This window comes from Streptomyces sp. NBC_01460 (assembly GCF_036227405.1).
In the GTDB taxonomy this organism is placed as follows: domain Bacteria; phylum Actinomycetota; class Actinomycetes; order Streptomycetales; family Streptomycetaceae; genus Streptomyces.
Genome location: NZ_CP109473.1, coordinates 7,868,796 through 7,892,965, shown reverse-complemented (window position 1 = coordinate 7,892,965; position 24,170 = coordinate 7,868,796). Strand labels below are relative to the sequence as shown.

General features: G+C 67.9%; 20 protein-coding genes. 10 read left to right on the top strand and 10 right to left on the bottom strand.

Going from position 1 to position 24,170, the window contains the following annotated elements; translation table 11 throughout:
• Positions 1-78: 78 nt before the first annotated feature.
• Entirely contained in the window at positions 79-1,551 is a 1,473-nt protein-coding gene (locus OG488_RS35270; RefSeq protein WP_329236716.1) for an RICIN domain-containing protein, read from the top strand.
• Between the two features lie 54 nt (positions 1,552-1,605).
• Here OG488_RS35270 and OG488_RS35265 read toward each other — a convergent pair whose 3' ends face one another.
• On the bottom strand, positions 1,606-2,502 hold the full coding sequence (locus tag OG488_RS35265; protein ID WP_329236714.1) for a LysR substrate-binding domain-containing protein: 897 nt from the start codon (positions 2,500-2,502) through the stop codon (positions 1,606-1,608).
• Positions 2,503-2,585: 83 nt separating this feature from the next.
• Here OG488_RS35265 and OG488_RS35260 point away from each other — a divergent pair, with 83 nt between their 5' ends.
• Both OG488_RS35260 and OG488_RS35255 read left to right on the top strand, forming a co-directional pair.
• The gene (locus tag OG488_RS35260) at positions 2,586-3,185 is read left to right on the top strand and encodes a nuclear transport factor 2 family protein (RefSeq protein WP_329236712.1); all 600 of its coding nucleotides are present in this window, start codon (positions 2,586-2,588) and stop codon (positions 3,183-3,185) included.
• A 35-nt stretch (positions 3,186-3,220) separates the two neighbouring features.
• A complete protein-coding gene (locus OG488_RS35255) occupies positions 3,221-4,216 on the top strand; it encodes an amidohydrolase family protein (RefSeq protein ID WP_329236711.1) in 996 nt (331 codons plus the stop codon).
• An 80-nt stretch (positions 4,217-4,296) separates the two neighbouring features.
• On the opposite strand, the gene OG488_RS35250 is transcribed toward OG488_RS35255, so the two are convergent.
• Positions 4,297-4,773, bottom strand: coding sequence for a MarR family winged helix-turn-helix transcriptional regulator (locus OG488_RS35250; RefSeq protein ID WP_329236709.1), 477 nt, complete (start codon positions 4,771-4,773; stop codon positions 4,297-4,299).
• 66 nt (positions 4,774-4,839) lie between these two features.
• Here OG488_RS35250 and OG488_RS35245 point away from each other — a divergent pair, with 66 nt between their 5' ends.
• Positions 4,840-5,907, top strand: coding sequence for an amidohydrolase family protein (locus OG488_RS35245; protein ID WP_329236707.1), 1,068 nt, complete (start codon positions 4,840-4,842; stop codon positions 5,905-5,907).
• An 82-nt stretch (positions 5,908-5,989) separates the two neighbouring features.
• The gene (hisC, locus tag OG488_RS35240) at positions 5,990-7,132 is read left to right on the top strand and encodes a histidinol-phosphate transaminase (protein ID WP_329236705.1); all 1,143 of its coding nucleotides are present in this window, start codon (positions 5,990-5,992) and stop codon (positions 7,130-7,132) included.
• On the opposite strand, the gene OG488_RS35235 is transcribed toward hisC, so the two are convergent.
• Together OG488_RS35235 and OG488_RS35230 are read right to left on the bottom strand one after the other, a co-directional pair.
• Complete coding sequence (locus tag OG488_RS35235; protein ID WP_329236703.1) at positions 7,129-7,998, bottom strand: SDR family oxidoreductase; 870 nt, start codon at positions 7,996-7,998, stop codon at positions 7,129-7,131. The genes hisC and OG488_RS35235 overlap by 4 nt on opposite strands.
• Before the next feature lie 381 nt (positions 7,999-8,379).
• The gene (locus OG488_RS35230; RefSeq protein ID WP_329236701.1) at positions 8,380-10,122 is read right to left on the bottom strand and encodes a CocE/NonD family hydrolase; all 1,743 of its coding nucleotides are present in this window, start codon (positions 10,120-10,122) and stop codon (positions 8,380-8,382) included.
• Between the two features lie 115 nt (positions 10,123-10,237).
• Here OG488_RS35230 and OG488_RS35225 point away from each other — a divergent pair, with 115 nt between their 5' ends.
• Together OG488_RS35225 and OG488_RS35220 are read left to right on the top strand one after the other, a co-directional pair.
• A complete protein-coding gene (locus tag OG488_RS35225) occupies positions 10,238-10,873 on the top strand; it encodes a TetR/AcrR family transcriptional regulator (RefSeq protein WP_329236700.1) in 636 nt (211 codons plus the stop codon).
• 4 nt (positions 10,874-10,877) lie between these two features.
• A complete protein-coding gene (locus OG488_RS35220; protein WP_329236698.1) occupies positions 10,878-11,945 on the top strand; it encodes a magnesium and cobalt transport protein CorA in 1,068 nt (355 codons plus the stop codon).
• 125 nt (positions 11,946-12,070) lie between these two features.
• Here the strand turns inward: OG488_RS35220 and OG488_RS35215 are convergent, their stop codons facing one another.
• Positions 12,071-12,721, bottom strand: a complete 651-nt coding sequence (locus OG488_RS35215; RefSeq protein WP_329236696.1) for a TetR/AcrR family transcriptional regulator — start codon at positions 12,719-12,721, stop codon at positions 12,071-12,073.
• Between the two features lie 118 nt (positions 12,722-12,839).
• Between OG488_RS35215 and OG488_RS35210 the strand changes: the two genes are divergently transcribed.
• Positions 12,840-13,532: a hypothetical protein gene (locus tag OG488_RS35210; protein WP_329236694.1), complete on the top strand. Its 693-nt coding sequence runs from the start codon at positions 12,840-12,842 to the stop codon at positions 13,530-13,532.
• A gap of 307 nt (positions 13,533-13,839) precedes the next feature.
• Positions 13,840-14,847 carry a hypothetical protein gene (locus OG488_RS35205; protein ID WP_329236692.1) on the top strand — a complete coding sequence of 336 codons (1,008 nt, stop codon included), beginning with the start codon at positions 13,840-13,842 and terminating at the stop codon, positions 14,845-14,847.
• 308 nt (positions 14,848-15,155) lie between these two features.
• Here the strand turns inward: OG488_RS35205 and OG488_RS35195 are convergent, their stop codons facing one another.
• The 4 genes from OG488_RS35195 to OG488_RS35180 form a co-directional block, all read right to left on the bottom strand.
• A complete protein-coding gene (locus tag OG488_RS35195) occupies positions 15,156-16,334 on the bottom strand; it encodes an alpha/beta fold hydrolase (protein ID WP_329236690.1) in 1,179 nt (392 codons plus the stop codon).
• A gap of 251 nt (positions 16,335-16,585) precedes the next feature.
• Complete coding sequence (ilvC, locus tag OG488_RS35190) at positions 16,586-17,584, bottom strand: ketol-acid reductoisomerase (protein ID WP_329236688.1); 999 nt, start codon at positions 17,582-17,584, stop codon at positions 16,586-16,588.
• Positions 17,585-17,833: 249 nt separating this feature from the next.
• Positions 17,834-18,496 carry a hypothetical protein gene (locus OG488_RS35185; RefSeq protein WP_329236686.1) on the bottom strand — a complete coding sequence of 221 codons (663 nt, stop codon included), beginning with the start codon at positions 18,494-18,496 and terminating at the stop codon, positions 17,834-17,836.
• Between the two features lie 449 nt (positions 18,497-18,945).
• Complete coding sequence (locus OG488_RS35180) at positions 18,946-19,467, bottom strand: nuclear transport factor 2 family protein (protein WP_329236684.1); 522 nt, start codon at positions 19,465-19,467, stop codon at positions 18,946-18,948.
• A 966-nt stretch (positions 19,468-20,433) separates the two neighbouring features.
• Here OG488_RS35180 and OG488_RS35175 point away from each other — a divergent pair.
• Positions 20,434-21,711, top strand: coding sequence for an acyl-CoA dehydrogenase family protein (locus OG488_RS35175; RefSeq protein WP_329236682.1), 1,278 nt, complete (start codon positions 20,434-20,436; stop codon positions 21,709-21,711).
• Positions 21,712-21,750: 39 nt separating this feature from the next.
• Here OG488_RS35175 and OG488_RS35170 read toward each other — a convergent pair whose 3' ends face one another.
• On the bottom strand, positions 21,751-24,120 hold the full coding sequence (locus tag OG488_RS35170) for a SpoIIE family protein phosphatase (RefSeq protein ID WP_329236680.1): 2,370 nt from the start codon (positions 24,118-24,120) through the stop codon (positions 21,751-21,753).
• Between the last annotated feature and the right edge of the window lie 50 nt (positions 24,121-24,170).

The window sequence follows — 24,170 nt, the reverse complement described above, 5'->3', positions numbered from 1 at the left end:
GCCCCGTCCGGGGGGCGCTCACATGCAGACGATCATTACCGTCCTGGCAGACATCACAGGAATCCCCATGAGGTACTCATGCGCGCACGCCTCCTGACATCCGCCCGAGTCCTCTTCACGGGCGTCCTCACCCTCCTCGCCACCGCAGCCGCCGTGCTCGTGGCGGTACCGCCCGCGCACGCCGACCCGACCAGCACGTTCACCCCCGGCACGTCCTGGACCGACACCTCGGGCAGGGGCCTGCAAATGCACGGCCTCGGCATCGTCAAGGTCGGTTCCACCTGGTACGCCTTCGGAGAGAACAAGATCGGCAGGGACTCGTCCGACACGAGCTTCCAGTCCATCGACTGCTACCGCTCCACCGATCTGTCCCACTGGTCCTATCAGGGGGCCGCTCTGAAACGGCAGACCGGCGGCGACCTGGGCCCGGGCCGCATCGTGGAGCGCCCCAAGGTCATCCACAACGCGTCCACCTCGACGTACGTGATGTACCTGCACATCGACAACCCCTCGTACGGTGAGGCGAAGGCGGGTGTCGCCACCAGCAGGACGCCGTGCGGCGCCTACGACTACCGGGGCAGTTCCCAGCCGCTGGGCCGTCAGAGCAAGGACCTCGGCCTGTTCCAGGACTCCGACGGGTCCGGGTACCTGATGCGTCGGGACCCCGACACCGGCCTGCGCATCGAGCGGCTCTCCAGCGACTACCTCTCCGTCGAGAGCACCGTCAAGGTCTTCTCCGACGTCGAATCGCCCGCGATGGTCAAGACCGGCGGTCGCTACTACCTGCTCGCCTCGAACCTGACGGGCTGGCGGACCAACGACAACGTCTACGCGACCGCCACCTCGCTCTCAGGGCCCTGGTCCTCGTTCCGTACCTTCGCGCCCCCGGGCAGCAGGACGTACGACTCGCAGACAGCCAACATCATCCCGGTACAGGGCACTTCGGCCACCACGTACATCTACGCGGGTGACCGCTGGAACACCAAGGACCTCGGCTCGTCCCCCATGATCTGGCTGCCCCTGACCATCAGCGGGACCACGGTGGCGGTCGGCTGGCAGAACTCCTGGACTCTCGATGTGGGCGCCGGGACCTGGACGGGGACCTCCGACCCGTCCGACGGGACCCGCCGCCTCACCAGCGCGGCAAGCGGCCTTCTGATGGACGTCAGCGGCGCCGACGGAACCGACGGAACGGGTGTCATCCAGTGGCCGGCCACCGGGGGCGCCAACCAGCGATGGACGCTCCACCAGGTCCGCGGGAACGTCTACAACCTGGTCGGTGCCGACAGCGGCAAGTGCTTGGAAGTCCCCGGGCGGTCAGCGGCTCAAGGTGCCCGCCTGGACGTGTGGACCTGCAACAACGGCACCAACCAACAGTGGGTGCTGCAAGCCGCAGGCGCGTACGCCTCCTCCTCGAACGCCTCCTACACCCTGGTCAACCTCAGCAGTGGATGGGTGGTCGACGTGCCCAAGGAGTCCGCCACGCCCGGCACGGCGCTCCAGCAGTGGGCCGCCACAGGCGGCACGAACCAGATCTGGAACCTGGGCTGACCTGGGCGGACCGGGGCGGTGGAAGCTGACGGTCGGCCGCTCCCCGACTCCGGGTCATCGGTCCGGATCGGGGAGCGGCTCCGCACACGATCTGACGAATGCGCGTACTGATCCGGAGAGTTCGTCGGGGCGACTGAGCCTCATGACCTCCACGTCCGTCGCCATGCCCTGCAGGGGTCGGTGGACGAGTTCCGGCAGTGTGATGCGCTCCGAAGCGGCCGGCACCAGAGCCACACCCACGCCCGCAGAGGCGAGCGCAAGGGCGCCAAGGGTGCTGGTCACGAGATGGACGTGGGTCGCGTGCTCCGCCCGGGCCGCCCCCAGCCGGTCGAGCACGCTCTGGTCACCCATGTCGGTTGCGTACACGATGAGGTTCTCTCCCTCCAGGTCTCCGGGGGTGACCGAGGCCGCGGAGGCAAGTGCGTGGTCGTGGCGGACGGCGACCGAGAGGTTCGTCCGGGCTCCACGCGTCACCGCGAGGCCCCCTGTGTCGTGGAGACCGTTGTCGGGGCTGTACCCGATGTCAAGTGTGCCGTCCTGGAGGCCTTGCACCTGCGCGGAGGGCGGGAGCTCGGTCAGGTGGAGCTCGACTGCGGGGTGAGCTCGGTGAAAGCGCCGCAGGTCCCCGGAGAGGATGCCTTCCAGTACGGCGATTCCGGAGAAGCCGATCCGCACTGCCCCGGTCTCACCTCTGACCGACCGCCGGGCGACGTCCAGGGCCCGGTCGGCCTGCGCCAGTGCACGCCGCGCCTCGAGCAACAGCAGATCTCCCGCTTCTGTCAGTTCGACCCGGCGGCTGGTACGGACGAAGACAGGGCCCCCCACCTCGCGTTCGAGTGCCTTCACCTGTGTGCTGAGCGTCGACTGCGTGACGTGCAGCCGTGCGGCAGCACGGCCGAAGTGGCACTCCTCGGCCACAGCCACGAAATAGCGCAGGTGACGTAGTTCCACGCAGAACCTCCGATCGTTTTCAGCGAATGATAGATCAGATCTATCAATTGGCGCGATCGATGAAGCGGTCGGAGACTGGGGATATGCGCAAAACGACAACACTCCAGGACCGTCAGGACATCGCCGACCTCATGACCGGTTGGATCCATCGCGACCTGGGCCGATGGGACAGGCTCCGGGAGCTGTTCCACCCGGGGGCCCAGATCGAGATCACCTGGTTCGAGGGAGCGGCCTCGGACTTCGTCGACGCGTCGGCGCGGATGGCCGCCACGGATCTGCGCACCAAGCACCTCATCACGTCTCCAGCCGTGACGTTCTCGGCGGACGGCTCCCGCGCGGTCAGCGAGACCAACGCGGTCATCATCGCCGAGAACAGCAGCCTCGGTCTGGGGTGCAACGGCCATAACCGTTTCATCGACCGGATCGAGCGCCGGGACGGTGTATGGCGCATCGTCGACCGCAAGAGCGTGTACGACTTCGCCACCTTCACCTTCCCTGCCGGGATCACGGACATCGACCCCGAGAGGGTGGCCGGACACCCGTGCGAGTACGGGGCACTGGCCTACGTGCTCGACTTGAGCGGCTTTCCCGTTCTGCGCACCTTCGCCACCAAGGGCAGCGAACTGGAACGCGTCATCAAGAAGTCCGCGTTCGCCTGGCTCGGCGAGGAGGACCAGGGATGACAGTCACCTTCGAGCCGTCAACAACAGGAAGCAGCATGAAGCTGATCACCATCGAGGAGCACACCCTCGACACCGCGGTGGCGCGGGCATCCGCCGGGCGAGCAGCCGAGGTGAGCCCGCATTTCGCGACGGCGTACTCACCGGCCGGCGGACTCCCCTACTCCCCCACGGCCGAGGTACTGGAAGACCTCGAGCAGGGGCGCATCGCCGACATGGACGCCCACGGCATCGACGTACAGGTGCTGTCCAACCTCACCACACAGTTCCTGCCGGCCAACGTGGCACCCGAACTGGTACGAGGGGCCAATAACCGGTTGGCGGCCGCCTGCGGCCGTCACCCCGACCGCTTCGCCGCGTTCGCCTCCCTGCCCACGTCCGCCGCGGACCGGGCACCGGCCGAGCTCAAGCGTGCCGTCGAGGAACTCGGACACGTCGGAACCCTCATCCACGGCCGTACGGATGACGAGTTCCTGTCCGCCGAGCAGTTCGACCCGATCCTGCGGACGGCCGCAGAACTGAGGGTCCCGATCTATCTGCACCCCGGCCCACCCACCCGCGGAACCAGCGCGGTCAATTACGAGGCGGGGCTCGATCCCGTGGTCGCCACACGCTTCGCCACTGCCGGATGGGGGTGGCACAACGAATCGGGCATTCACTTCCTGCACCTCGTACTCAGCGGAGCCCTGGACCGCTACCCGGACCTGCAGTTCGTCCTCGGTCACTGGGGCGAGATGATCCCCTGGTCCCTGGACCGTCTCGACGAGGCACTGCCCCAGCGGGCGACAGGGCTCGACCGGACCATCGGTGACTACGTGCGCCAGAACGTCTGGTACACCCCCAGCGGCATGTTCACCACACCTCACCTGCGCTTCTGCACCGACGTCCTGGGTACCGACCGGATGATCTACTCGGTCGACTACCCCTTCGTGGGCAACGCGGGTGCCCGCGCCTTCCTGGAGAACTGCGAACTGTCCGCCGACGCCAAGCTCGACATCGCGCACCGCAACGCCGAACGACTGCTCGGAATCTGACCGGAGCCACACCGACCGGGCCGGCCGGAGCACCTTGGCCAGGAGCCCACGGGTCACGTTACGGATGGCCGGTCCCCCGGTCAGCCAGACAGTCCGTCATCGATCGAGCCGAGGATCGACTGCAGTTGGTGCAAGGAGTCCGCGAGCGTCGCGGCCGGCACCGCGGACAGTGTGCGCTGAAGCGCAGCTGTCGCCGCAGAGGTCGCCGCCTGCGCGGTGGTGACTCCTGCGGGTGTCAGCTGGACGCCGTGACTTCGCCTGTCCGAGGGATCGGGGACGCGGGAGATGAGGCAACGTGTGTCGAGCCGTCGCAGGACATTGCTCAGCCCTCCGGTGGTCAGGAGCAGACGCGCCGCGAGCTCCTTGGGGCGGAGCCGGTAGGGGCTGCCGACCGAACGCAACGCTCCGAGCACATCGAGTTCGGCAGGGGTAAGGCTCTGCGCTGCCAGGGTGGGGGCGATGGCTTGCTCGAGGAGGCCCTGCAAGCGCACCACGTGCTGGGAGAACGTCAGCGCCAGGCGTTCGTCGCCTGAACGGTTCGTGCTGTTGGCGGTCATGGCGCAACTGTATGCGATTACACTTTCCTGATACCTTTCGAAAAAACTATATGTCAAGGAGTTCTCATGGCGGCTGTGACAGAAATCGGCGGCGTTCGCGTCTTCACGGGTGACGGGCTGACTGAGCCGCAGCGCGTATTCATCGGGGGTGCCGGCATCGTGGCCGACGGGACACCGGACTCCGTGATCGACGGTACGGGCAAGGTGCTACTACCCGGCCTGATCGACTCACACATGCACGTACTCGGGCGAGGCGACCTGGAGAACCTGGCGAAGTCGGGTGTCACCACAGGGATGGACATGGCGGCCTGGCCGCTTTCCTTCGTCACCGGGATGCGCGAGCAGGCAGGCGTCGCCCAGGTCTTCAGCGCGACGACCCCCGCGGTCGGCCCCGGAGGAAACCACGCCAGGATGCCCGGATTCCCTGAGGACGGCGTCGTCACGACACCGCAGGAGGCGCGCCGGTTCGTCGAGCGCCGAGTCGCGGACGGCGCCGACTACATCAAGATCGTCACGGAGGCCGCTCCGCCCGAGGGCATGGATCAGGCCACCGTGAACGCGATCGTGGAGGTGGCTCATGAACACGGCCTTCTGGTCGTGGCGCACTCGATCACCACGGGCGCGTTCCACGTCGCGGTCGAAGCCGGCGTCGACATCAGCACGCACGCACCCCTGGACGCAGTTCTCGACGACGACACAGTTCAGCGCATGCGGGACACCGGAATGGTGTCCTCGCCCACGCTGACGATGATGCGAGGTATCGCCGGAACCCGGGCTGCGGCAGGGCTCAGGTACGAGTACGCCCGTGACACGGTGACCAAGTTCCACGAGGCCGGCATCCGGCTCCTGGTCGGTACCGACGCGAACTCCGCGCCCGGCGTCCCCTTCGCACCCGAGCACGGAGAATCCCTGCACGACGAACTGGGGCTCATGGTCGCCGCCGGCCTCACCCCCGTAGAAGCACTCCGTGGAGCCACGACGCTCACGGCACAGACGTTCGGCCTCGACGACCGCGGCGTGATCGAACCCGGCAGGCGCGCCGACCTGCTCCTGGTCGACGGCGACCCGACCACGGACATCACCGCTACCCGTGACATCGTCGGTGTCTGGATCGCCGGGGAGCGCATTCGGTGAGAAGAGACCAGGGTGCCTGCCCTCCGTGCGGGCCAACGAGCAGAACGGACACGGCATGAGTGAGGCAAGCACGGATGAAGCCGTGACTCGCGCGAGCAGGGGTCCGTCACCCAGGCTCCGTACCCTGCTCGACACCATCCCGGCGTACGTACCCGGCAAGCCTGCCGCGTCCACCGGCGGCCCGGGCTGGAAGCTGTCCTCCAACGAGAACCCGTATCCGCCGCTCCCCGGCGTGTTGGAGGCGCTGGCGTCCGCAGCCGCGGAGATGCACCGCTACCCGGACCTCCACTGCACCGAGCTCACGGACCGGCTGGCGGAACACCTCACGGTCCCGGCCTCCCACATCGCCCTGGGCACCGGCTCCAGCGGGCTGCTGCAGCAGTTGATGCAGATCAGCGTCGACCCGGGTGACGAAGTCGTCTACGCATGGCGCTCTTTCGAGTCGTACCCGATCGTCACCCGTCTGTTCGGGGGACGCCCCGTGGAGGTGCCACTCACCGGCGACGAGGCCCACGACCTCGACGCCATGGCGCGAGCGGTCACCGACCGCACACGGCTGGTGTTCGTGTGCACGCCCAACAATCCGACAGGCAGGGCACTGCGCCGGGATGTCCTGGAGCCCTTCCTGGACGGCCTGCCGACCGATGTGGTGATCGTCCTGGACGAGGCGTACGTGGAGTTCAACAGCGACCCCTGCCGCGCGGACGGCTTGGAGCTCTACCGGAATCGGCCGAATGTCGTGACCCTGCGGACCTTCTCGAAGGCCTACGGCCTGGCAGGGTTGCGGGTCGGTTACGCGGTGGCCCATCCGCGGGTGGCCGACGCCCTGCGCAGGACGGCCGTGCCCTTCGGTGTCTCCACCACCGCGCAGAGCGCCGCGATCGCGTCCCTGGACCGGCACGGCGGGCTGATGGAACGAGTCGATGAACTGGTCACCGAACGGGGGCGCGTCCAGGAGGCGCTGCTGGAGCAGGGCTGGACGCCGCCGGACAGCCAGGCCAACTTCGTCTGGCTTCGTCTCGGTCGACAGACCGCCGATTTCGCCGAGTACTGCCGCGCCGCCGGTGTGGCTGTTCGACCGTACGGCCACGACGGCGTGAGGGTGACCATCGGAGAACGCCAGGCGGACGACGCCGTCCTGACCGCCGCCGGTCGCTTTCGTCGGAATTTTCCGACTCGGGGAAATGACCGTCGAGGCCCCCGCCAGCAGCCTGAAGGAGCCTAGAGGCTGAAGCTGCCGAGCTCCCGCCGAACGAATTCCGTGAAACTCGTCGGCTCCCGGCCGAGCAGCCACGTGAGCACATTGGCATTACCGATGAAATCATGGCTGCTGTAGCGCTTGCTGATCGCTCGCGCGGCGCCGGTGTGATACGGAAAGCGGATTTCGTGGTCCGCGCCCAGGGAGGCCGCTGTGAATTCATCGGCATCGATTCGCTCGGCGGCCACCTCGCGCCCCAGCACCTCGGATATGACCTTTGCGATGTCGTGTGCTGTGTAGCGACCGGGCGCGACCAGTTCGTAGGTCGCTCCTGCGTGGCGGTCACTGTCGGCGAGGACGGTGGCAGCCACCTCGGCCACATCGCTCAGATCGACCATCGACTGGTACCGGTCGAGCGCCCACGAGAGACGGAACAGGCCTTGCTCGACAGCAGGCTTGAGCCTGTGCCGCAGCATGTAGTTGGCGGGCTGGAGAATGGTGAACTCCATCCCGGAGGAAAGCAGATGTTCCTCGAGGTCACGCTTCACCTCGTGCTGGGTGAGGTCGGTGAGAATCGCATGGAGTACCGAGCTGAAGACGAAGTGCTTGACCCCGGCTTCCCGCGCCGCGTCCATGGCGGCAAACCCCATCCCCCGCTCCTCGGGATGAAGAGTCGGCCCGACATAGTAGACCTTGTCCACCCCGTGCATGGCGTGTGCCATCACCGCGGAGTCAGCGATGTCGCCGACGACGACGTCGGTGACCCCAGCGGAGCGAAGAAACCGCGCCGAGTCTTCGGACCGTACGCACGTACGCAGCGGCTCGCCGGTTTCCAGAAGTCGTGGGATCAGATGTTTGCCTTGGTTGCCGTTGGCCGCGGTGACCAGTATCACGAAATCATCCCCTTGCGTGCATTCGTTGCGGGCCCTTTCCAGGAGTTCGACGATGCGAGATCCGTCATCGGCGCTGCGGGCCCTGGCGTCATCCTCAGACGGCCACGAACAAAATGTCAACACTTATCGGGATCAAGCAAGGACCGACTCGGGCCGCCCCGAAACCACAGACACGCCGCACTCCTCCCGGGCAGCCAAACTCTTCCAGTTACAGCACCACAGTTCTGGCGAGGTGAAGTAGCCGCCTCCGGGCGTCTCCAGAGCGTGACGGTCAACGACCAGGCGGCACGCGTGACGCACCCAGGGCCAGGCAAAAGTGTAGACATGCTTGCAAGGGCTGCGGCCCGGTCCCGCCCGTAGGCGCGACCGGGCCCTCCCGGATCAGCTGTTCTTCACGGGGAGCTGCAGGTAGGAAGCGCGCTCTCCCCCGGTGTGGATGACGTGCTGTCCGCTGTTGGCGGGGGTGTACTCGCGGTTTCCGGGCATCATCGTGCCCAGGAGCGAGCGGCCGCTGATGACGAATCGGAGCTGCTCGCCCGCGTAGAAGGTGAGCCCCACCGGGAGCAGGTCGATCTCCACCTCTACGACGTCGCCGGGTGCGAGCTTCTCGACCCGGTCGAAGGTGTGGGCGGGGACGTCCTCGGTGGAGAGCGCCTTGTCCAGGTGCCGCATCGAGGCGCGCAGGCGCCCGTCCGAGCCCTTGTACCGCAGGATCGAGGCACCCCGCTCGGTGACGTCCTGGATCTGCGCACCCTGGTTGGGGACGGTGAACTGCTGCAGCGGCGTGCCGTAGGCGTCGAGCTTCTGGACGAGGACGAACAGGTCCATGTCGTCGGACCCCTGCGCCTCGACCCAGAGGTGGGCCTTCGGGTAGCCGACGAGGACGGTCTCCTGCTCGAAGCGTGTCACGAACGACACCGTGTCGGGGTTGGCCCCCGCGGTGTAGCCCGCCGTCGCCGCGACGGCGGGCGGCTCCGTCCCCAGCGTCCGCGAACGGCCGTCGAGGTAGTACTTCGCCGACGTGACGTCTGCCGGCGGGAACGCGTCCGCCGGGATGTTCACCCGGTCGCCGCCTTCGAGGTCCAGGAGGGAGTAGCGCACGCGGGGCGTCTGCTCCCATCCGTTGTCCTCACCCTTGAGGAAGCGGTCGAAGAACCGGCGCAGGTCCTCCGTGTTCGTCTCGTCGTAGTAGTCGGGCCACTCCTGGCTGTTGTGGATCCGCAGCCACTTGTCCGCGGAGGCGATGCGACGCCAGGCGCGGAAGGTGCCCGCGGTGTGCAGTGTGTTGGAGTAGCTCGCCACGACGTAGGCAGGCACGGTGATCCGGTCGAACTGCGGGATCTTGTTCTCCCACAGTTCGTTCATCAGCGGGTGGCGCTCGGCCTCCGTGACGATGTCCTCCCTCTGGCCCTTGCCCCAGTAACTGTTGTTCTGGAGCTGCTCGGCGAACCCGGTGTCGGGCATGCCACCGCGCATCACCAGGTCGCGGTAGACGTCGCTCACGCCCTCCCACGGGTTGATCGCCGCCAGGTGAGGAGGCTGCTCCCCCGCGGTGAACCACTGCGAGACCGCGAGGTAGGACGTTCCGCTCATGGCGACCTTGCCGGTGCACCAGTCCTGGACGCCCAGCCACTCGATCAGGTCGTAGCAGTCCCGGCCTTCCTGGCGGTCCCAGACAACGCTGTCGCCCTCGGAGTCCACCACACCCCGGATGTCCGGGTTACAGATCGCGTAGCCCTGCGCGCACCAGTACGCCGGGTCGGGCCCCTCGAACTTCGCGAGGCCCGAGACGATCTTGTTGTCCAGCCCGACCATGCCGAAGATGCCCATCACGCTGGCGGACGTGCCCTGGCCCTTCCCGTAGGGGCTCCACGCCACGATGACCGGCACCTTCTCCGATCCGACGGGGCGGAACACATCGACGTGGATCGTGACACCGTCACGCAAGGTGACCGGTACATCCTTCTCGAAGACGATGTCGACGGGCAGCGGCTTGAACGGCGGTGCGATCTGGAAACCCGCCTCCAAGGTTCGGGTCCCGGGCTCGAAACCGCTCAGGATGCCGTACCGGGGACCCGGCTCCAGCGGCTGGGCCGGCGTGAATACCTTGTGGTCCTCGCTCATGGGGAACTCCTCGCATATACATCCGCTGGTCAGGCTCTGGCCGTTCGAGCGTACGTCTGCGGATCGCATAACTCAACCCGCGTTGAGTTTTGTGTCGGGGAGGTACTTTTGGACCATGACCGCTGATACGACTCCCGCAACCGCCGCACGCCGCGGCCGCCGGCCGGGGACGAACACCACCCGGCAGGCGGTCCTCGACGCGGCTCGCACCCGATTCGCGACCGACGGCTTCACCGGGACCACAATTCGACGGGTAGCAGCCGACGCCGGCGTGGACGCGTCGCTGGTGATGCAGTTCTTCCGCTCGAAGGACGAGTTGTTCGCGGCTGTCATGTCCGTTCCCGCGGACGCGTTGACGCGCTTCAGCGCGGCCTTCGAGGGGACCGACGACCTGCTCGGCGAACGCGTGGTGCGCGCCTTCATCGAGGTGTGGGAAGTCGATGCCCGGACGTCGGAGCCGCTCATGGCGATGCTCCGCGGCGCGATCGTCAACGAGCAGGCGAACAAGCAGCTACGCGAGTTCCTCCAGGAACGCCTGCTCGTCGACGCTATCGCGTCACGCGCGGTCGACGGTGCGACGCTCCGGGCGGGCATCGTGTCGTCGATGCTGGTCGGGCTCATGGTGGGGCGAGGCATCGTCGGTGTCCCGACGCTCACGGGGGCGGAGCGTGAGACGCTGGTCGCGCTCGTCGGGCCCGCCGTCCAGAGTGTGCTGGTCCCGACACCACCGGCCACCGACGGCGAGGAGTAGGGCGATGACGGCGATCGACGGCCGCATCTATGTCGAAGGACGCCCCACAGCCTGCCCGCCCGACCTGCAGGACGCCGCCAACGAACTGGAGCGGTCGGGGGGCGTGGCGTGGATCGGGCTGATGGACCCCGGTCCGGACGATCTCGAGATCGCCGCCGCCCGGTTCGGTCTGCACCCACTGGCCGTCGAGGACGCCCACAAGGGGCATCAGCGCGCGAAGCTCGAGCGATACGGCGACACCATGTTCGTCGTCCTGCGGCCCGCTTCGTACGACGACCGGAACGAGCGCGTCGACTTCGGCGAGGTCCACCTGTTCGTCGGCCCTCAGTTCGTCATCACCGTCCGGCACGGCGCCGTGCCGGACCTGTCGGTGGCCCGCGACGCCCTCGAGGCCGAGCCGCAGTTCCTCGGCACGGGACCTGAGGCGATGCTCACGGCGTTTCTCGACATCGTCGTCGACGGCTACGCGCCTGTCGTGGCAGGGCTGGTGAACGACATCGACGAGGTCGAGGACAGCCTCTTCGGGGAGGGGAACGCCGATCCCGCACTGTCGAAGCGGATCTACCGGCTGCTCGCCCAGGTGATCGCGCTGCAGCGCGCGATCGGTCCACTGCCGGACATGGTGCAGGGACTGCTCCGTGGCGCCGGCAGGTACGGCACCGGCGACGAGATCCAGAACCGGCTGCGCAACGTGCTCGACCACACGATCCGGGTGACGGAACGGGTCGACGGGTCCAGGTCCCTGCTGGAGAACGCGCTGACCGTCCACTCCACACTGGTGACGGTGGAGCAGAACGAGGCCATGCGGCGCATGTCGAGCGCGAGCCTCGCCCAGGGCGAGGAGAGCCGCCGCCTGGCGGAGGAGACCATCGAGCAGGGCGAGCAGGTGAAGAAGATCTCGTCGTGGGCGGCGATCCTGTTCACCCCGACGCTGGTCGCCTCCATCTACGGCATGAACTTCGACCACATGCCGGAGCTCCACTGGGTGGCGGGGTACCCGTTCGCCGTCGCGCTCATGATCGGCTTCGGGGTGGGGCTCTGGGGCGTCTTCAAATGGCGCCGCTGGCTTTGAGTGACGGTTTGCGGACAGTTTTTCGAGCAGGACCAACTTCGCGCGGGGCCGGTCCGTCGTCGGCAGGGCGCGAAGGCTTACAGCTCCCATGCGGAGAGGAGCCCACGCCGGTCGGCGAAAGCCGCTCAGCCGTGGGCGGCGCCCCTGCGGTCGGGGGTGAGGAGGTAGGCGATCGCCATGTCGCTGAGTTCGTCGGCGTAGCGGCGCCTGGCCGTCTCGCCTGTGACGGGGTCGGGGCGCACCGAGTTGTGGAAGCAGGCGCCCAGGACGGCGCGGGCCGCGGTGTCCAGGGCCTCCTGCGGGTGGGGGCGCTGGATCTGCCCGGTATAGGGGGCCGCCGCTTCGAGCAGGAGGCGGTGGATCTCGGTGATGGTGTGGGCCCCGCGGTCGATGGTCTTGTTCCTCCCGGCGCGCAGCAGTGCGGGGAAGAGACTGTTGCTGTCCGCGAAGGATTCCAGCAGGGCGTGCGCGTAGGCGTCCATGACGCCGGAGAGTGAGGGTTGGGCCACGCGCAGCCGCTCGGCCATGTACTCCTCGCGGCGTTCCAGCATCCGCTCGGTCAGGGCGGTGATCAGCTGTTCTTTGTCCTCGAAGCGGCGGTAGATCGTGCCGACGGAGACGCCGGCGCGCTCTGCGACGCCGGTCATCGTCATCTCCTCAAGGCCGGATGAGGCGGCGATCTCCTCAGCGGCCTTCAGGACGCGAGCCAGTGTCGCGGCGCTGCGTGCCTGCTGGGGCTGCCGGTAGCTCAGCGGGCGGTCGGGCTCCTCAGTCATGTCCAGCATCGTAGTGGGGGCCGTTGCGCCAGGTTCTTTTGACAAGTGGTCCACACCTCTGGGTATCCTCATTACGTGAATGCGAATTCGCATTCACATACTACGTGGAGGTTCGACCATGACCGACAAGCAGATCTCGCCGCCGGTGACGGTAACCCTCGAGTCCGGCCCCACCGGTGGGAGCATCGACGACTTCGAGCTGTTCTACGCCCGCCGCGCCTTGGACCGCTTCCGGACGCGAATGGGCCGCCAGGGCCTGCTCGACCTCCTCGCCGCGGACATCGAGGAAGGCAACGCCTTCCTGCGCGAGAGCGCCCGCACCTCCGACGGCCGCTTCAAGGGGGGCACGACCGTGCTCGCGACGAAGGGCCTCACCTCGGGTGCGTTCCTGGCCTGGATGGACAAGGCGTTCGCCGGCGACGAGCAGCCGCTTCTCGCGGCGCACCCCGAGCACTACGTGATGGGCACCGACGAGATCGGCGCGCGCGTGGTGGAGAACATCGGCCCCCACGTCGCCTCCTTCTACATGGGCGGCTGGGGATCGGACGCGGTGGCCTGGGCCGCGGACGCGGACGCGCTTCTTCCCGAGTCCGAGTTTCCTCGCAAGATGTCCTCGAACCTGTTCCTGGCGGACGGCACCGTGGTCGGGCGGGCGCTGATCCAGTTCGGTGACACCGCTGACGGCTTCACGGCGAACCTGACCGTCTACTTCCCCGTCTCGTGTCCGGACGAGGTCCTGGACCACCACCTGCGGCACTACGCCGTCGAGTTCAGGAACTGGATCGTCGCCGCAGCGGCCGCCCAGGCCTGAGGCATCGGCCCGACATCCGGTCGGCAGTCGCGAGGCAGCCGACCGCATGAGCGGGTGCCGGGCTCGACAGGCCAGCCCTCGCGGGGAGATTGATCTTGAGCTTGGACGGCCGACTGGCCTCGGCATCGCGCCTTCACGGTCGTACAGCCGGATGTTCTCAGTGGAGGCCCGAAGAACGTGCCGATGAGGGCGGCCCGGACCGTGCTTCGGCGTACGGGGACTCGGGGGCGCGGCGCTCATCCCGCCTTCTCCACCGCCCCACCCCGGCCCTCTCCGCGCACTCTAGGAAGCACAGAAGGACTCAACGATGCCCAAGCACTCCACGCCTCCCGGCACGAAGCGCAAGCTGGTCCTGGTCGTCCTCGGCCTGGCAGCCCTGATCACCACGATGCTGTGTGCGTTCGCGCTGCCCTCGCTCCACAGCGGCCCGCACCATGTCCCCATCGGCATCACCGGGGCACAGTCGGCTGGGAGCGACCTCCGGCAGAACATCGACGAGGGCGCGTGGGACGTCCGCGTCTACGAGACGCCGGCGGACGTCCGGTCCGCTGTCGAGCGCCGCGATGTAGCGGGTGGGATCGCGGTCACCGAGCAGAGCGTCGACGTGTACACCGCCACTGCCGGCGCCCCCTCCGCGACCGGCGCCGTGACGGCACTCGGTGAGACCGTCGCCGCACAGCACACGACGGAGGCATCCGTCCACGATCTGGTGCCCTTCACCAAAGACGATCCCCGGGGCACTGGGCTGACTTCTGCGCTCATGCCCATGATCTTCGGCGGCATCTTCCCCGCCCTGATACTCAGCAGCTTCTTCCCGGGCCACCGTGGACTGCGCACCCGCATCGCAGGGGCCCTGCTCTTCTCCGTCGTGGCGGGCGCAACCGCCGCCGCCGTCCTCCAGTTCGCCACACACTCGATCGAGGGCAACTACGGGATAACCGCCCTCGGAGTCATCCTCGGTATGGCTGCCATGTCCACTACCCTCCTGGGGCTCCAAGCCCGGTTCGGGATGGCGGGGTTCGCCTTCGGCAGCGCTCTGATGATGCTTCTGGGCAATCCCCTCTCAGGAATCGCCACCGGCCCCCACTGGCTCCCCGACGGCTGGGCCACGCTGGGCCAACTACTCCCCCCGGGCGCCGCCGGCAGCCTCCTGCGCACCAATGGCTTCTTCGACAGCGCAGGTGCCGGCCTTCCGACCCTCACCCTCGCCTTCTGGGTCGCTGTCGGTATCGCCCTCGCCTTCCTGGCAGACCGGCGCGGCAGGCGATCGACGTCCCTTCAGCCCCAGACCTCCACGACTGCCGCCATTGCCTGAAGTGAACGCCGGAACTACTTGCTCGTCCTGGGCGGCAACATCCTCGGGCGTGGCGATCGGTCGTGCATTTGACTCGTCGGCAAGCCAGCGGTCGGACCATCGCTTCACGGTCAGCCAGTGACCTGGAGTTGGGCGGCAACCTCGCTGATCGACCACCCGTCCCAGACGCCGAGAAGGGCCGCCTTGAGTCCGTGGCACGGAGTCAAGGCGGCGTTCGGGTGCGACATCATAGGGGCCCCTGGCCCGGGGCGACCCAGGGGGCCCGAGTTGCTACTGGGCGACCGGGATAGTCGTGTGGAAGCGTGTGCTCAGGGGCCGAGTAGCGGCACGAGAGCGCGAGCGAACTCTGCCGGGGCCGCGCTTGCACCCACGTGGTTGCCGGGCATCTCGATCAAGGGCTGGTGCAGCAGAGCGGCCAGGGCGTCGGCCGCCCGACGCGCCATCTGGTGATGGCTCAGCGAGCCGGCGCACACGGTCAGCCGGGCTCGACGCAGGGCCTGGACGTCGGGCTCGTAGAAGACGCTCGGGCCGGCCATCCGGCCGAGAAAGTAGCGGTTCTTGTCGAGCTCTTCGGCCGGTAGCTCCGGCAACGCGAAATGCGTAGGAGGCGCCTGCTCAGGATCTGTGTGGTGGGCGGCGCCGCTCAGGTCGAAGAACTCCTGCACGGCTTGCTGAGGGTCAGTTGTCGCGACAGCGAACGCCGACGCAGCGCGATCGGCGAGGGCTGCATCGTCCAGGAGAGTGATCAGAGGCGGCTCGTGCAGTACGGCCGATCCGACGAGGTCGGGATACTGCGTGGCCAGTTGGAGCAGGGTCACGGCCCCGCCGCTCGTGCCGACGAAGATTGCCGGCGCGCCGGTGAACGTGTCGACCAGTGCGGCAAGGTCTTCAGCTAGGACTTCAGGCGTAGGCTCAGCCATTCCGCGTGTCATGCGACTGGCCCCGATGCCGCGAGGATCATGGGTGACGACCGTGAACTGCCCCGCCAGCTCGTCCGCGAGAGCTGCGAACCCAGTTCGCCCTGCCGGCGCGCCAACGAGGAAGAGCAGTGGTCCCTTCCCATGGACGCTGTAGGCGATCGTCGTGTCGGGTCGCTCAAGAACGTGCGGCGAGTCGGATACGTGATCGCTGCAGTCCGCGATCTTGCGGGTGATCACATCGAGGGCTCGGTCCAGCGCCTCACGGCGTTCCTCTACTCGACGGCGATGCACAGTGAGCAGCTCCAGCCGCAGCCGCGACGGGTCGGTGGCTTCGGTGTCGGCGCCGGTGAACTGCGCGATGTCGGCCAGGGGCATTCCTGTCTCGCGCAGGTGAACCAGCATGCGAATCAAGTCGACATCGACAGCGACGTACTGACGACGCCCAGCAGTGTCACGCCGAGGGGCAGGCAAGATCCCCTGTCGCTCGAAGTACCGCAGGGTGTCGGGTTCAAGACCGGTACGCGCGGCGACCTCTCCGATGCCGAACTGCTCTTCTTGCTCACTCATGGGGCAAGCCTCGGACCTGGACCCCGGTTCAGGTCAAGCGTAAATCTCCGAACTGCGACGTGAGTGCGAGCTCGACCGGTGCCTCCGGTCAGTACATCTGGACCCGGAGGTGTCGCGGCTCCCGAGACCAGCGGCCTCGCACGGCGCAAGCTCGGATGGTAGGCGATGTCGGCAACATGGGGCGCTCAACGACCGCTCGGGTTGATCACCCCACGTCGAGCAACGCAGCCAGGTGGCCTAGGGACGATGGCTTACGCCTCCTCGTCGACCCAGCTCATGAGCTTGCGGAGCTCCTTGCCGGTGGTCTCCAGCAGGGACTCGCTGTCGGCCTTCTTGTACTCGTTGTACTTGGGCAGACCGTTGTGGTACTCGGCCATCCACGCCTTGGCGAAGGTGCCGTCCTGGATCTCGGCGAGGACCTTCTTCATCTCGGCCTTGGTGGCGTCCGTGATGATGCGCGGGCCGGTGACGTAGTCGCCCCACTCGGCGGTCTCCGAGACGGACCAGCGCATCTTCTCCAGACCGCCCTCGTACATGAGGTCCACGATGAGCTTCAGCTCGTGGAAGCACTCGAAGTACGCGATCTCCGGCTGAAAGCCGGCCTCGGTCAGCGTCGCGAAACCGGCCTTCACCAGAGCGGCTGTACCCCCGGCAAGGACAGCCTGCTCACCGAACAGATCGGTCTCGGTCTCCTCGGTGAAGGTCGTCTTGATGACGCCGGCGCGGGTGCCGCCGATGCCCTTCGCGTACGAGAGGACCAGCGGGAAAGCGTCCCCCGTGGCGTCCTGCTCGACGGCCACCAGGCACGGGACGCCGCGGCCCTCCTCGTACTGGCGGCGGACCAGGTGGCCCGGGCCCTTCGGGGCGACCATGCAGACGTCGACGTTGGCCGGCGGCTTGATGAAGTCGAAGCGGATGTTCAGGCCGTGGCCGAAGAACAGCGCGTCGCCGTCCTTGAGGTTGTCCTTGACGGACTCCTCGTAGACCTGGGCCTGGATCGGGTCCGGGACGAGGATCATGATGACGTCGGCCTCGGCCGCGGCCTCGGACGGGGTCACCACGCGCAGGCCCTGCTCCTCGGCCTTGGCCTTGGACTTCGAACCCTCGTGCAGACCGACACGGACGTCGACACCCGAGTCACGCAGCGACAGCGCGTGGGCGTGCCCCTGGCTGCCGTAACCAAGCACCGCGACCTTACGGCCCTGGATGATGGACAGGTCGGCATCGTCGTCGTAGAACAGCTCGGCCACTGGGTCTTCTCCTTGGTGTGCAGGTGTCGCGCCCCACCGCATGCCGGCGAGGGGAAAGGAAGGGAGATCTGAGGGGTACTCGAAGGCCGCCCCTGGTCGATTGTTCCGAAGTCACCGGCCTGGCAGGGCGAAACCTACGGATCGCGCCGCCAGGCCGGTGCCGCTTCCTCGGCCCCAGGGGGATGTCACCGTCGTGGCACAGCGTGTGGGTGACAAACCCGGGACGCGAGGCCCGAGCACGTCACACGGTCAGCTGCGAGCCGCCGCGGCAGCGACGATCCAGTTCCTGAACTCCACGGCGAAGTGCCGGAGGTGGTGCTCCAGGACCTCCCGCGGGCACGACGTGGGCAGGTAGACGGTGAGACTCGAGGTGAAGCCCTCGTCGGTCTCCCCGAACTGGATCAGAACCCGCCCGACGACCGTGCCGTCGGAGAGGAAGAGGTTCGTGGCCTTCTTGTACGGAAAATCGGCCTTCGGGAGCAGCTCGTCCGCGTCGTCGGCCCAGGACATCGCTTCCGCTGTCCAGTCCCCGAGGTAGAAGGAGCAGATGTGGGGGCCGACGTTCTCCACCACATGAACCGAGCCGTTCGCCTGGCCGACCATCACGTAATGCTCCGGCTGTGCCGAGAGGAGAACCTCCTCATCGGCGAACGCCTTGTCCATCCAGGCCACGAACTCTCCCGCCCCGAGGCCCTTCGTGGAAAGCACCGTCGTCCCCCCGGAGAAGCTGCCGCCCGAGACTTGGGCGCTTTCCCGCAGGAAGGCGTTGCCTTCGTCGATGTCTGCCGCCAATAGGTCGAGCAGGCCTTGTCGGCCCAGCCGCGCACGGAAGCGGCCCAGTGCTCGGCGTGCGTAGAACAGCTCGAAGTCGTCGATGCTCCCGGCGCCCGTCGGCCCTGAAACGAGTGTCACGTCTGCCGGCGCTGAAGTCGGACTGTCAGTCATTCTCAGAACCTCACTGGGATGCGAACGTGGACTCACATTCGCAATAGTAGAAGTGCGTACTCGACTCCTGTCAAGGACTCGGACGCGGTGATGGTCGATACGACATGCTCGTCACGATGGATGAGCCGAACCACTGCGCGCAGTTGCCAATAACCCAGCAGGCACGCAACGCCGCGGCCCTGCCTGCACCCTGCACGCCTCCGAAGAGCCCCTTTCAGAGCTCGGCCTGCTGGACGTGACGATCAGCGGCGCCGCGGGGCGCTCGTCATCACCGAGTTCCATCGCCTGCACCCTGCCGACCGCCGCCGCGCCGCTCACACCCAGGCGCTGGCGAAGCCGAGACAGGGCGCCAAGACCACCGCCTGCGGCTTCGGTCGGTCGGTACAGCGGCCGGCTCGGACCCGCGCGCCGGTCTCCTACTTGCCCTGGATGGCCTTGAGGAAGCCAACCCTCCCTGCCTCGCTGTGCTCGCGCAGCACGTTCGTCTTCATGTCGGGGTGGTGCTCGGCGTTCGGCTCGGGCACCGAGGGGTTGCCGGTCCACGACATCAGCCGGCAGACGCGGTGTCGGATGCGCCACCCCTCGTCGGTGCGGATGAGCTCGTCGTCGTACCAGCCCGTTCCCTGCCAGGTGGGACCGCCCTCGGCTCCTTCGCGCACAAGAAGCCAGTTGCCGTAACTGAAGGCGTATGCCTTGTCGCCGTCGACGTGCACCAGATGACCCATCATCGTGTGCTGATGGCCGGTCAGGCTCTCATGGAACTCCGCGAAGGAGCGCTTGAAGGTGGCGAGGCCGGACCACGCGTTCCCGGCAGGGCCGAATTCCGCTGTCACATCCTCCGCGAAGACGCGGTCGAACAGGTCCCATTGGTGGGCGTCGAGTGCGAGACCGTAGAGGTTCAGGACCTCGATGATCGCGGCCTTGTCGTGTTCAGCCATGCTTGCGCTCCTCGTCGTCTATAAGCGAATGCCGGCCGAGACCGCCGCCCGCCGCACAGTGGTTTCATCGCGTCGCCTCCGTGCCGGCAGCTCGCGACAAGGTCGGTCGAACCGACCTCGCGGCACAGGGACACAACGCTGAAGGGGATCGCACCCGCCGACCGGACGCACACTCCTCAGCTCGGCGTCCTCACTCGCGGGTGCCATCACACTGACCGGGCGGCGGGTGATGTCACTCTCGGCTCGTCCACCTCGGCCGCCCGGCACCCGGGCTGCACCTTTCCCGCACAACGGCCCAGGGCCGGAGCGAGTGGCGGAGATGGGGACCATCATCAGGAGCTACGACAGACCTGTCAACACTTTGCGCCGGGCCGAACAGTTAGCACTTCCCGAGTGAACGGCTGGAGACTCAGTGGCGCGCAGGGGCATGGCCCGACGCCCATCCAGCCGTGAGCACGCATGGGAGACACAGAGGTGGACGAACCGACCAGCCGGACGCCAGCCCGGCTCATCCACGCATGACGAAGAGGCCTTGATCGACCAATAGGAAAATGTTGACACTCTGTCGTGCCTTCTCTTACGGTGCCGGTGGTGGGCCCTACGACAGAACCGACCACGTGATCTAGGCCGAGGGCGCCGCAGACGACGACACCCGGCCGCGGGAGCCGCCGAGCGTCCGCGCGGAGGAACCGGACCGGGCACCACGGAATCAACGTAAGCCCTGAGGTCTCCCGCCCGGAGACGCCACCGTGCGCGGCCACATTGCGACGAATCTGACCTTAGCCGTACGACCGCCCTGGTTCAGGTGGCCACGCGGAGCACCTCCACGACACGGTCTGCGGCGCGGGAGCGCCCCGACCGGCCACGGCAGCCCGTAGCTCCGGTCCTGGCATCGGGACACCGGGCACCGACCACACCCGGCGTCGCAGACCCCGGCCTTCCACCCACAAGAACGAAGCACAGGAGATGACCACGATGGTTGCGACCCACGACACGTCCGAGGCACTGGCGTCGATCCTCACGAGGGTCCGCGCGCTGGGACCCACCTTGCGCAAGCGTGCGCTCGACGCCGAGCGCGCCGGACGTCATTCGGACGAGACCATCGCCGACCTGGACGCCACCGGTGCTTTCGACATCGGCAGCCCTGCTGAGTTCGGTGGCTACGAGTTGACCGTCCGGGAGCAGCTCGACGTCGTCTCCGAGGTCTCGAAGTGGGACGGTTCGTGCGGATGGAGCGTGTGGGTAGGAGCCTCCACGAACTGGATTCCCGCCGGTTCGGGTGCGCGCGTCGTCGAAGAGGTTTACGGAACCGAGTGGGTGGGACCGCGGGTCGCCGGCTCGAGTCACTTCCCGGCCTCCAAGGGGCGCGCACAGCGGGTCGAGGGCGGCTGGGTCATCACCGGCGGCCCCTGGACGTTCGGAAGCGACTCCCTCTGGGCGCCCTTCACCAATCTCGGCTGCATCGCTGACGAAGGCGACGGCCCCTACCTCCTGGCCGTTCAGGTTCCGCGCGACGAGCTGCGCTCCCTCGACGACTGGCAGGTCGCCGGAATGCGCGCCACCGGAAGCGTCTCTCTCACCCTCGTGGGCGATGAACTCTTCGTGCCCGATCATCGCTGTGTCGACTTCCGTCACATCGCGGCCGGGACGATCGACAACGGCCTCAAGGGCTGCCTGTGGAAGGCGCCCTCGCTCGGCTGGGCCTTCAGTCTGATGGCGGGGATGTCCATCGGCCTCGCGCACGGCGCGCTGGAGAGGTTCCTCGAGCGCTCCGCCGGCCGGCCGATCCGCGGCACCACGTACAAGAACCAGCTGGAAGCGCCCTCCACGCACCTGATGCTCGCCGAGGTGCATTCCAAGATCCAGTCCGCGACTCTGTCGGCTCGTGCCAATGCCGAGGAGACCGACCGGCTCGGGGCGCTCGCCGCAGCGGGGACACCGGCCGATCCGGAGTACATGCAGATGTTCAGTGCCCGGGTGCTCGTCGAGACGGCGTACGCGGCCAAATGGTGTGCGGAGGCGATCGAGCTCATCCAGAGGAACTCCGGCTCGACCGCGATCATGGAGAGCGAGCCGATCCAGAGGGCCTGGCGCGACGCACGCGTCATCACACTGCACGGCGCCCTCAACCTCGAGGCCCTCTCCGAGAACTACGGCAGGCTGATGGCCGGGGTCCAGCCGCACAAGTTCGCGGGGATCACAACTCTCGACCGCTTCGCCCCGGTCGCACCCGGCAAAGCCTGAGCGGCGGGGGCCGGCTCCCCGCCCGCGTCGGACCGGCCCTCACTGTGACAGTTCCTGCTCGGCCCAGATGGTCTTGCCAGTCAGTCCGTACCTGCTCCCCCAGCGGCGGCTGACCTGGGCCACCAGGAACAGCCCGCGACCACCCTCGTCGGTAGTGCGGGCGCGGCGCATGCGTGGCTGGGTGTTACTCGGGTCGGTGACCTCGCAGAGGAGTACATCGGCGCGGATCAGGCGCAGGCCCACGGGGCCGCCCGCGTACCGGACGGCATTGGTGACCAGTTCACTGACGATCAGTTCGGTCGCGAAGGCCTGCTCCTCAAGTCCCCATTCCGTCAGCTTCCCGGTCACTGCCGCTCGCGCCGAGGCCACCGCCGCCGGATCGGCCGGGAAGTCCCAGCAGGCTACGGCGTCCTCCTCCAGCGCGGAGGTACGGGCGAGGAGAAGGGCGGCGTCGTCGGGCTGCGGTTGCCCGCCGGCGTCGTTCATCAGGGCTTGGGCAAGCGCGGGAAGGCTGTCCTCCTGGCGCCGGAGCTCCGTGAGCCGTTCCGCGAGGTCATATGTGGAGCTGTCGATGTCGGGTCCGTACCGCTGGAGCAGGCCGTCGGTGTACAGGGCCATGACGCTGCCCGGGGGCACCTCGACGGTGGTCGTCTCGAAGGGCAGGCCCCCGACCCCGAGCGGCGGCCCCGGCCGGACGACCACCGGCACGGCCCGGTCGTCCGTCACAGCCAGGAGCGGCGGTGGGTGGCCCGCCGCGGCCACCGTGCAGCGTCCGGTGACCGGATCGTGCACGGCCACGAGACAGGTGGCGCCGACCATGTCGTGGTGTGCGGGTTCCGCCTCACCGGCCAGCCGGGTGACCAGGTCGTCGAGATGGGCCAGCAGTTCGTCGGGGGCCAGTTCCAGGTCCGCCAACGTCTGCACGGCGGTACGCAGTCGCCCCATGGTGGCGGTGGCGTGGAGTCCATGGCCGGTCACGTCTCCGACGACGAGGGCGGTCCGGAGCGAGGGGAGCTCAATCGCGTCGAACCAGTCGCCACCGATCTCGGCTCCGCCTCCCGCGGGCAGATACGCGCCCGCCGTCTCCATGACCCGGGTGGAGGTGTGCGTCTGCGGCAGCAGGCGCTGCTGGAGTGCGTTGGCGGCGCGCTGCTCACGGGTGTAGCGGCGGGCGTTGTCCACGCCCAGGGCCGCGTGGGCGGCGATCTCGGTGAATAGGGCCGCGTCCTCCTCGTCGAAGGGCTCGGTCCGATCGATGCGCCAGGCGACCACGGCTCCCAGCACCAGGCCGCGCGCGAAGAGCGGGGCCACGGTCATCGAGTGGCCGCCGTCGGGTGCCGCGAGTCGCACATGGGCCGGATCGGCCAGGCCCCGTTCCAGGGTGACCCGGTCGGTCACGATGGTGCGACCTTCCTGCAGGTCTCGGATCATGGGCAGATCAGGGAAGGGAGGAACTAGTTCATCGAAACCGAGCATGCCGGCCGGCCACGAGCCGTGCGCGACGCGGCCCGCCGCCCTGCGGAGGTGGAGATCGCCCCCGCCAAAGGTCTTCGGCGGTTCGTCACCCTTGAGAACCGCGTCGGCCAGGTCGACCCACGCGAGATCGGCGAAGTCGGGCACCAGCGTGTCGACGATCTCCTCCGCCGTCCTGCTCGCGTCGAGCGTGCCGCCGATGTCCGCCGCCGCACGATGGCGCAGTTCGCGTCGGCGTTCGGCCTCCCAGTGCTCCGTGGCGTCGGTGAACAGGACGGCGACGCCTGTGGGCCGCCCCCGCTCGTCCTCCGTCCGTACGGCGGACACGGACAGCGACCAGTCGCCGTGCGGCGCCCGGGCGGACCTCACACGCTGCTCGCTCGCGACCAGGGGCACGCCTGTCTCCAGGACGCCCCGTAGTGCGAATTCGACGCCGGCCGCGTCGACCGGGTGCATCACATCGGCCAGGCGGCTGCCCGGAGGGAGACCCGGTCCGGCGAACGCACCGTGCCTCACGTTGGCCCGTACCACCGCGAGATCGGTGTCACGGAGGACGAAACCGATGCGGTCCTGGCCGAGCAGGGCCCGCGACAAGGCCCCGTCCCATTGAGCCCTGGAAGCCTGTTCCGCAGGAACGGCCAGGAGCAGGGTCGGCCCGTGACTCCGCAGCCTTTCGGCGTGGTAGCAGACAGTGATCACCTCTCCGGAACCGCACCGCAAGGTGATCTCACCTGCGTCCGGCTGCCCGCCAGAGGGTTCGAAGGCGCGGGGGTCGACCAGCAGCCGGAGAACGGAACGCCCGAGGACGTCCGCGGCCTGTCGCTCCAGGAGGTCCTCAGCGGCGCGGGACAAGCCGGTCACGACACCGCGCCGATCGATCAGCACGGCCGCCACCTCGGTCGGCGACGCGCGGTCTTCCGCCTTGCTCACTGCCATGATGCCGTCACCGCCTCCCAACGGGTCGGTGGGACCATCATGTCGCGACG

Bases quoted from the DNA above. Each gene is read 5' to 3' on its own strand.
- OG488_RS35270 (WP_329236716.1), top strand. From the start codon at position 79: ATGCGCGCACGCCTCCTGACATCCGCCCGAGTCCTCTTCACGGGCGTC.
- OG488_RS35260 (WP_329236712.1), top strand. From the start codon at position 2,586: ATGCGCAAAACGACAACACTCCAGGACCGTCAGGACATCGCCGACCTC.
- OG488_RS35255 (WP_329236711.1), top strand. From the start codon at position 3,221: ATGAAGCTGATCACCATCGAGGAGCACACCCTCGACACCGCGGTGGCG.
- OG488_RS35250 (WP_329236709.1), bottom strand. From the start codon at position 4,773: ATGACCGCCAACAGCACGAACCGTTCAGGCGACGAACGCCTGGCGCTG.
- OG488_RS35245 (WP_329236707.1), top strand. From the start codon at position 4,840: ATGGCGGCTGTGACAGAAATCGGCGGCGTTCGCGTCTTCACGGGTGAC.
- OG488_RS35230 (WP_329236701.1), bottom strand. From the start codon at position 10,122: ATGAGCGAGGACCACAAGGTATTCACGCCGGCCCAGCCGCTGGAGCCG.
- OG488_RS35225 (WP_329236700.1), top strand. From the start codon at position 10,238: ATGACCGCTGATACGACTCCCGCAACCGCCGCACGCCGCGGCCGCCGG.
- OG488_RS35220 (WP_329236698.1), top strand. From the start codon at position 10,878: ATGACGGCGATCGACGGCCGCATCTATGTCGAAGGACGCCCCACAGCC.
- OG488_RS35215 (WP_329236696.1), bottom strand. From the start codon at position 12,721: ATGACTGAGGAGCCCGACCGCCCGCTGAGCTACCGGCAGCCCCAGCAG.
- OG488_RS35210 (WP_329236694.1), top strand. From the start codon at position 12,840: ATGACCGACAAGCAGATCTCGCCGCCGGTGACGGTAACCCTCGAGTCC.
- OG488_RS35205 (WP_329236692.1), top strand. From the start codon at position 13,840: ATGCCCAAGCACTCCACGCCTCCCGGCACGAAGCGCAAGCTGGTCCTG.
- OG488_RS35195 (WP_329236690.1), bottom strand. From the start codon at position 16,334: ATGAGTGAGCAAGAAGAGCAGTTCGGCATCGGAGAGGTCGCCGCGCGT.
- OG488_RS35180 (WP_329236684.1), bottom strand. From the start codon at position 19,467: ATGGCTGAACACGACAAGGCCGCGATCATCGAGGTCCTGAACCTCTAC.
- OG488_RS35175 (WP_329236682.1), top strand. From the start codon at position 20,434: ATGACCACGATGGTTGCGACCCACGACACGTCCGAGGCACTGGCGTCG.
- OG488_RS35170 (WP_329236680.1), bottom strand. From the start codon at position 24,120: ATGGCAGTGAGCAAGGCGGAAGACCGCGCGTCGCCGACCGAGGTGGCG.